This is a genomic window from Micromonospora sp. NPDC047753 (assembly GCF_040642735.1).
GTDB lineage: Bacteria > Actinomycetota > Actinomycetes > Mycobacteriales > Micromonosporaceae > Micromonospora.
The window spans coordinates 1-1,314 of sequence record NZ_JBEYSL010000867.1; the positions used below are offsets into that span (position 1 = coordinate 1).

The following is a 1,314-nucleotide window of genomic DNA, read 5'->3' on the forward strand; positions in this document are numbered from 1 at the left end:
CGAGAAGTGGACGAACACGTCAGCACCCCCACCATCGACGGTGATGAAGCCGAAGCCCTTGTCAGCGTTGAACCACTTCACGGTTCCCTGAGCCACCGAGCCCCATCTGTAGGAACAGGGTGAAGATGAAGAAGATCGCGGTGAAGCCACCGAAGTAGACGAGCGCCAGGACCGAGCCCAGCGTGTACGACTGGAAGCTGAACAGTCGGAGGTCGAAGAGGGGTTGATGGTGGCGGGCGTAGCGTCGTTCCCAGAGCCCGAAGGCGACCAGCACCGCCAGGCCGACCGGGATGAGGGCCCACTTCCACGGGGTCCGCCACTGCTGCTCCTGCACCAGTGGCAGGAGGACCAGGACGACGCCGACGCCGAGCAGCAGGACGCCGAAGGGGTCGAGTCGATGCCAGCCGGGTTGGCCGGTGGGGCGGCCGGGCAGCAACCGCCAGCCGAGGATCACCGCGAGGACACCGACGGGCACGTTGACGAAGAAGACCCAGCGCCAGCCGTGGTCCTCGCCGCCGACGGCGATGAGCAGCCCACCGAGCAGCGGCCCGACGGCGGTGGAGATGCCGATGGTGGCGCCGAGGATCCCGAACGGGCGGGCGCGTTCGGGCCCGCGGAACAGTTGCTGGATCAGCCCGATGACCTGCGGGTTGACGATGCCGGCGGCGGCGCCCTGCAACAGTCGGGCGATGACCAGCCAGGTCGGGGAGGTGGCGAGGCCGGCGAGCGCGCTGGTGATGGTGAACAGCGCGATGCCGAAGACGAAGGCGTTACGCCGGCCACGGGCGTCGCCGAAGCGGCCGGCGGGCACCAGTGCCAGGCCGAAGGTGAGCGCGTACCCGGAGAGAATCCACTGCAGGTCGCTCGACGACGCGTGCAGCGCCCGGTCGATGGAGGGCACGGCCACGTTGACGATGCTCACGTCGAGCAGCGTCATGAAGGCGGCGACGAGTCCGACGCCGACGGCCTGCCAGCGCCGTCGGTTCTCGGCCGCTGTCACCGGCTGCGGCGTCTGCGCCGCGTTCATCGTGCCCCCCGTCGACCCTCGGTCACGCATGGTTGACCGCTACCCGGGTCTCCGGGGGGCGAACCGTGCCAGTTGGTTCGGCTGGTCACGCCATCTGGCGGGCGCAGAACCGGGGACCGAAGTCGAGGCCGGCCATCGGCGAGTCCTCGCGGTGCAGTAGGCCCTTCTCGGTGAGCAGGTGCAGAGGGCTGCCCACCTGCTCCTGGGTGAGCCCGGATTCCTCGGCGATCAGGTCCGGGTAGGGCACCTGCCCGCGTGCCTCAAGGGTGGTGACCGCCTGGTACACC

Annotated in this window: 2 protein-coding genes and 1 pseudogene; all 3 read right to left on the reverse strand. The window is 69.4% G+C overall.

Features of this window, described 5'->3' with window-relative positions; translation table 11 throughout:
• Positions 1 to 96 (reverse strand): cold shock domain-containing protein (locus tag ABZ749_RS35315; protein WP_357232719.1); only part of this gene is annotated, 96 nt, incomplete at its 3' end.
• Positions 95 to 1,027, reverse strand: a pseudogene (locus ABZ749_RS35320) (MFS transporter); the annotation flags it as partial. The pseudogene ABZ749_RS35320 and the gene ABZ749_RS35315, both read right to left, overlap by 2 nt.
• Positions 1,028 to 1,112: 85 nt before the next feature.
• A complete protein-coding gene (locus ABZ749_RS35325) occupies positions 1,113 to 1,313 on the reverse strand; it encodes a hypothetical protein (protein ID WP_357235777.1) in 201 nt (66 codons plus the stop codon).
• Position 1,314 lies beyond the last annotated feature (1 nt).